6 protein-coding genes are annotated in these 6,363 nt (G+C 68.4%); 2 read left to right on the forward strand and 4 right to left on the reverse strand.

Going from position 1 to position 6,363, the window contains the following annotated elements; genetic code table 11:
* Nucleotides 1-191: 191 nt before the first annotated feature.
* Nucleotides 192-1,400 (reverse strand): ATP-binding protein, encoded by a 1,209-nt coding sequence (locus MJ785_RS05940; RefSeq protein ID WP_239307984.1) that lies wholly within the window; start codon nucleotides 1,398-1,400, stop codon nucleotides 192-194.
* A 184-nt stretch (nucleotides 1,401-1,584) separates the two neighbouring features.
* On the opposite strand from MJ785_RS05940, the gene MJ785_RS05945 reads away from it, so the two are divergent.
* Both MJ785_RS05945 and MJ785_RS05950 read left to right on the forward strand, forming a co-directional pair.
* Nucleotides 1,585-1,812, forward strand: a complete 228-nt coding sequence (locus MJ785_RS05945) for an antitoxin (protein ID WP_239307985.1) — start codon at nucleotides 1,585-1,587, stop codon at nucleotides 1,810-1,812.
* Nucleotides 1,809-2,207: a TA system VapC family ribonuclease toxin gene (locus tag MJ785_RS05950; protein ID WP_239307986.1), complete on the forward strand. Its 399-nt coding sequence runs from the start codon at nucleotides 1,809-1,811 to the stop codon at nucleotides 2,205-2,207. The genes MJ785_RS05945 and MJ785_RS05950 overlap by 4 nt, the downstream gene beginning before the upstream one ends.
* Before the next feature lie 229 nt (nucleotides 2,208-2,436).
* Here MJ785_RS05950 and MJ785_RS05955 read toward each other — a convergent pair whose 3' ends face one another.
* From MJ785_RS05955 to MJ785_RS05965, 3 genes are all read right to left on the reverse strand, one after another.
* Nucleotides 2,437-3,882 carry a glycosyltransferase family 2 protein gene (locus tag MJ785_RS05955; RefSeq protein WP_239307987.1) on the reverse strand — a complete coding sequence of 482 codons (1,446 nt, stop codon included), beginning with the start codon at nucleotides 3,880-3,882 and terminating at the stop codon, nucleotides 2,437-2,439.
* Complete coding sequence (locus tag MJ785_RS05960; RefSeq protein ID WP_239380153.1) at nucleotides 3,879-4,922, reverse strand: HEAT repeat domain-containing protein; 1,044 nt, start codon at nucleotides 4,920-4,922, stop codon at nucleotides 3,879-3,881. The genes MJ785_RS05955 and MJ785_RS05960 overlap by 4 nt, the downstream gene beginning before the upstream one ends.
* Nucleotides 4,919-6,363: response regulator (locus MJ785_RS05965; protein ID WP_305039905.1), on the reverse strand; the 1,445-nt coding region annotated here is incomplete at its 5' end. The genes MJ785_RS05960 and MJ785_RS05965, both read right to left, overlap by 4 nt.

Consider the following 6,363-nt stretch of genomic DNA (forward strand, 5'->3'; position numbering starts at 1 on the left):
AAACCGCCGTCCATCGAACGACTCAACTTTCACTACTACGCTACGTCGATCTCCTATTCCAGACGGATGGTATGGAATGGGTCGCCGGTACAGTGATCACGATTGACGACGTTCGCGCCCTAGAGGAGGTCCCGTCAACCCGATCCCCAGTCGATGATCATCAGGTCGTAGTTGCCGGTCCGACGGGACGTTCACGTCCCGGTCGCCCACAGGGCGGAGATCGGCAGACAGGCCAGCCCGTCGCCGAAGCTGAGTGATTGGGCACCGCAGTAGAGCACGAACCCAGCGTGGAATCGTTCACCGAGCCGCCGCTGCAGGAGCTTCAGGCCACGGAAGTCCTCCGCACGCACCGTCTCCGCGGCCTTCACCTCAATACCAACAACCCGGCCGGCGTTGTCCTCCAGGAGCCCGTCCACTTCGTACTGGTCCCGGTCACGGTAGTGATACAGCCGGGCGGAGGTCTGGGACCAGGTCAGCTGCCGTGCCAGTTCGCTGAGGACGAAGTTCTCGAGCAGACCGCCAACAGGTCCATCAGTGTTGGGGCTCGTAGCCAGGTAACTGGCGAGGCCGATGTCCACGAAGATGACTTTGGACGTCGCGACCGCCCTCGTCGTGAGGTTCGTCGACCACGCCGGCACGAGCCGTACGAGGTAGACCGTCTCCAGAATGTTGATGTAGCTACGGACCGTCGGGGCCGAAAGGCTCAGCTCGCTTGCGACACGGCTGATGTTGAGCAGGCCGCCGGTCTGCGCGGCCAACAACAAAATGAGCCTGCGCATCTCACCGGACTTCTCGATGTCGGCCACCTGCCTGATATCACGGCTGAGCAGGTCCGAGACATAGCCCTCGAAGAACCGCTGCCGTCGCCGCGGGTTCTCTCGCCGCCATGCTTCCGGGTAACCGCCCCGGGCCATCCTGGCCAGGTAGTCCTTACGTTTCAGCGCCGACGGCTCGCTGCGCAGGTCGGCGCCGAGCGCGAAAGCGGCGTCGACGAAGCCGTCGGGGGCATCGTCGATCTCGCCCTGGGACAACGGCCAGAGTTCGACGGTCTCGGATCGACCGGGCAGTGCATCGGGCAGGCTGCGCAACGCGAGCAGGCGCGCGGATCCGGTCAGCAGAAATCGACCGGGCCGAGGGTCACGGTCGACGAGGTTCTTGATTGCCAGCCAGAGATCGGGCACTCGCTGCACCTCGTCGATGAGCATCAGGCCGTCGTGGTTGATGAACCGGACAGGGTCCTCGGTAGCGGCGGCGCGGGTCGCCGGATCATCGAGAAACCGTGCCACCCCGCCGGCCCGCGCCCGCAGCACGACCTCGGCCAGGGTGCTCTTGCCGACCTGGCGGGCACCGTTGACGACCACGACCCGTGTGTCGGTGAGCGCCTCCGCGATCAGGTCCACTGCTCGTCTGGGTACATAGCCAGCAGCCCTGCGCACGAGGTGATCGTAGCAGCATCCCTTCGATCTGCCGAATCTCGATCTTTAGATCTGCCGGCTCTACGTCTTTCAATCTGCCGAATATCGATCTTCAGATCTGCCGAAATTGCATCTCTGCATCGCGATGTATAGATGCTACGATGACGGCATGCGCACCACCATCGACCTACCAGAGGATCTTCACCGGCAAGCTATGTCGATCGCCAGGGACACCGCACGGACCTTGAGCGAGACGGTTGCCGACCTCATGCGTCGCGGCCTGGGGCACGGTAGTGCGGCGGAGATATCCCGAAGCGAACGGACCGGTCTCCCCGTGGTGCACCTTGGCACGGTCATCACGACCGAAGAGGTTCGCGCTCTGGACGACGACCAGTGACCACCCTCCTGGACGCCAACGTGCTGATTGCGCTCGTTGTCGCCGACCACGTCCACCACGACACCGCCGAGGCATGGCTCGCCAGCGCCGCCGGCCACTTTGCGACCTGCCCCATCACCGAGGGCAGCCTGGTACGCCTGCTCATCCGCGAAGGTCAGTCCGCACAGACGGCAACAGCAGTCGTGTCGGCGCTGACCAGCGACCCCCGCCACGAGTTCTGGCCGGACGAGGTGTCCTACCGCGCCGTGTCGATGAGGGGTGTCATCGGGCACCGGCAGGTGACCGATGCATACCTCGCGCAGCTCGCCCGTATACATGACGGCCGTCTCGCAAGCTTCGACCAGGGGCTGGCCAAGCTCCACGACGATGTCGTCGACCTGATCCCCACCCGATGAGCCGGCGAGTTCAAACGGTCGTAGCAACATATCGATGTCGCTATCTATCGATAGTAGGACTATTCTCTTTCGTTGATTTATTTGCGAAAGAGACCAACTTTGACGAAGAGCGCCCGGCAATAGGGGTGCGGATCAAGGAGCGGAGCTGGGGTGCGTGTGGCGCGAGGCGGCGGCGGGAGCCACCCTGGTGCTGGGTTCGGCTCGACGATCGTTCTTCATCGTGATCGACTCACTGGAATGGTACTTCTGCGGCGTGTCCCTCTGGTGGGTTGAAGCCGCGCCGGACCATGGTTCCCCAGTCCTGCCGGCCGCGCAGGAAGTTGAGGATGCCACGCAGCCGCCAGATGACGGTGAGCTGGCGGTAGCCGAGGTTTTCCAGGACGGACCAGGAGATGAGCAGGGCAAGATCGAGGGGATTGCCGGGGCCGTGGCCGGTGCTCTGGTCGAGGAGGACCGCGCTGAGGCTCAGCAGGACTCCCCAGCCGTAGGCAACGAGGAGGAACAACGCGGCAAAAGGCAGATTGATCGCCCCGAGGGCGATGGCCGCGACAAGCCCGAGCAGGCCGAGCCCCTCGATGACGGGGCCGAGCAGCTCGACCAGCACGAAGTAGGGGAACACGAGCAGGCCCAGCACGCCCCAGCGGGGATTGAGCAGCAGGGATCGATACCGGCGGAGCACGTCGGCGAGGCCTCGTTGCCAGCGGTCGCGCTGCCGGCCGAGCACCGCGAGGGATTCCGGTACCTCGGTCCAGGCGATCGGGTCGGGCACGAAGACGACCCGGCTCGGACCGCCGGTGGCCAATCCGTGGCTGCGCAGGTGCACGACGAGTTCCATATCCTCGCCGACCGTGTCGTGGACGTAGCCGCCGAGCGCCTGGATCGCGTCACGCCGGAAGACACCGAAGGCGCCGGAGATGATGAGGTTGCCGCCGAGCTGGTTCCAGCCGAGCCGGCCGTACAGGAAGGCTCGCAGGTACTCGACCCACTGGATGCCAGGCAGCGGGCGTCGCGGCACGTGGACGGACTCGACCCTGCCGCCGCGCACGGACGCCCCGTTCACGACGCGGATCGTGGCACCGGCTGCGACGACATCCTCGGCGTCCAGAAAAGGGCGCAGGATCCGGAGCAGCGCGTCTGGTTCGAGGATCGTGTCGGCGTCGATGGCGCAGACCAGCTCCCCGGTGGCGACGTTCAGGCCGGCGTTGAGCGAGTCGGCCTTGCGGCCGTTGTCCTTGTCCACAACGAGCAGTTGGGGGTTGGTCCTCGACTGGTAGAGCCCGCGGATGGGCTTGGTGGCCACAACCCGGCGGTAGATCGGATGAATCGGGCTGAGCTCGAACTCCCGCTGGAGCACGGCGAGCGTCGCGTCGGTGCTGCCGTCGTTGACAAGCACCAGCTCAAGATTGGAGTAGTGCAGGGTCAGCAGCGAGCGGACGCTGGTCGCCACGGTTGCCGCTTCGTTGTACGCGGGGGCGAGCACGCTGAGCCGGGGTACCGCCGCGGATCCGAGCAGCGGGTCCAGCCGTTCCCCGCGGATCATGTACCGGTGCCGGACCAGCTCCCGGCCCGCGCCGCAGAGCAGGAGTGTCTGGTAGCCGTTCGCGACGAGGAAGTACCCGAGCACCACCCAGGTCAGTCCCGACAGCAGCGCAGCCAGCGCATCGGACGGGCTCACAGCGTCGATGCCAGGTACGGGAGATCCAGCACCTGGCGGGCCATGTCCGCCGCGTACGGGTCGGCCTGCCGCAACGCCCGCCGAAGATAGAGGTACCCCGCCGGGCCCATCCGCCGCAGCGCGAGCGCCGCGTGCCGGCGGACCTCCCAGCTGGGATCCGCCAATGCGTCAGCCACCGCGGGTGCGGCGGGCCAGTGGCCGAGCGCGCCGAGGCCCCGGGCAGCCGTCGCGCGGACGGTCACGTCCGGGTCGCGGAGCAGTTCTGCCAGGCTCGCGACCGCTTCGGCGCCACCGATCGCCGCGACCACCTCGGCGGCGCGGGAGCGCACGGACGGATCGGGGCTGCGGCAGTGCAGGAGGCCGGGGGCGAGCAACGCGGGTTCCGCTAGTCCGGCCGCGACCTCGAGCGCGCTGGCCAGCCGGTGGACGTCCGGTGCGGTGAGGTAGCGCACGAGCGGGCGCACACCGCGACGACCGATCCGCAGCAGCGCGGCCTTTGCCGCGAAGCGGCACCGGAGCATCGGATCGTCGAGCATGTCCACCAGCCGGTCCGCGAGTGCCGGGTCGGGATGGTCGACAGCCCAGGCCGCGGCGGCGGCGCGTACCTGGGGGTGCGGGTCGGCAAACAGCGCGGGCACGGTATCGGCACCCTCGCCGAGCAGCGAGAGCGTCCGGACCGCGCGTAGCCGCCGCCACCAGCGGCGGCTACGGCACCACCCCGCGGCCTCGCCGATCAGGTCGGCGGAGCCGGCCCGTCGCAGGACCAGCTCGGACGCGGTCCCGTGCACGGGACCGGTGAGATCGGCGAGGGTGGCCAGCCGCAGCCGCCGCGGCAGCTGCGCGAACCGGTGGGACAGCTCTGCCGCTGGCGTCTTGGTGCCACCTCCGGCCTGGGAGCCCATGACCCGGGCGAGCCGGGCCCGGTCGCGCCGCCGGCGCGCGGCGGCGTAGGACGCGGTCGCGGCGAGTGCGGCGAGCAGCAGCACCAGCACCAGCGCCTCGGTGGCCACCACCGCGCGAAGCAGCTGGACGATCGTCATGACGCGATTACCCGCCGTACCCGTTGCAGGAGAACGGGGACACTGAACGGCTTGGCGATGTGGTCGGCCGCGCCCTGCTCGAGTGCCTCGAGGACTTCCGGCTCGGTTGACCGTACGGTCAGGACGATGACTTTCGAGGTAGCGAGCACACCGTCCCGGCGGAGCTGGCGCAGCACGTCGAAGCCGTTGACCTCGGGCAGGTCGACGTCGAGGAGGATGAGCCGGGCGCGCATCCGGTCCGGTCCGGTGAGCCGGCGCAGCGCCTCGCGCCCGTCACCCAGGCACACGACGCGGTAGCCGCGCGTCTCCAGCGCGTGGGTGAGCAGGTCGGTGAGTATCGGGTCGTCGTCGACGACGACCACGTCGGGCATCCGCTGGCGGTCAGCCACCGTGGGCTGCCAGCCGGCGGGCAGGACCCGGTCACCGGTGAGGCCCTTGGCCTGGTAGAGCGCGTGGTCCGCGGCCCGGTAGACCTCGTGCAGGCCACGCCCGTCAACGCCGTACTCGGCCACCCCGGCGGTGAAGGTGACCCGGAAGGGCGGGCTGTCACCGGCCCGGAACCGTTCCTGCCTGAACGCGGCGAGCGCGTCGGCGACACGCGCGACACCGTCATCGCGGGTCATGCCGTACATGCCGAGCGCGATTTCCTCGCCGCCCCACCGCGCGATGACGTCGTCGGCGCGGAAGGATGCGCTGAGCACCGCGGCGAGCCGTTGCAGCACCCGGTCGCCCACCGCATGCCCGTACCGGTCGTTGACCCCCTTGAACCGGTCGAGATCGAGCAGCGCGAAGGTCAGCGGCAGGTGGGTCTGGCGGGCGGTGGCCTCGAGGCGCTCCATCTCGTGCTCGAACTTGCGGCGGTTCGTCAGCCCGGTGAGCGGGTCGGTTTCGGCGAGCGCCTGATACAGCCGGACGCGATCAAGCCGATTCCGGACGCGGGTACGCAGCTCGGCTCCCCTCATCGGCTTGGTCACGTAGTCGTCGGCGCCGGCCGAGAACACCTCCTGGACGGTATGCGGGTCGGTGGCGGCGGTGAGGACGAGCACGGGCAGCCCGGCCCACCGGTCGTCACCGCGGACGAGGCGGCACAGCTCGATACCGGTGACGTCCGGCATGTCGACGTCGAGGAGTACGAGGTCGGGCCTGCTCCGTTCCAGCACATCCCAGAAACGCAGCGGCTCGGCGAGGGTCGTCAACCGCAGGGCGTCGTCCGCGAAGATGGCATGCAACGCCGCCAGGATGGCGGGATCGTCGTCGACGGCCAGCAGTCTCGCCACTCCCCGCTGGCGGCGGTCAAGCGCGGCGGTCAGTGCGGCCGCCAGACGGTCGGGCGCCAGTGAGTGGGGCAGGAAGCCACGAGCGCCGGCCCGGGCCGCCTGTACCCGGTCGCCGAGGATATTGGTGCCACCGATGACGAGCATCAGCGGGCTGGGCTCGCACC

The sequence above is a fragment of the Protofrankia sp. CiT1 genome (assembly GCF_917627335.1).
Taxonomy (GTDB): Bacteria; Actinomycetota; Actinomycetes; order Frankiales; family Frankiaceae; genus Protofrankia.

Excerpts from the sequence above, each read along its gene's own strand:
- MJ785_RS05945 (WP_239307985.1), top strand. The coding sequence starts at position 1,585 with ATGCGCACCACCATCGACCTACCAGAGGATCTTCACCGGCAAGCTATG.
- MJ785_RS05960 (WP_239380153.1), bottom strand. The coding sequence starts at position 4,922 with ATGACGATCGTCCAGCTGCTTCGCGCGGTGGTGGCCACCGAGGCGCTG.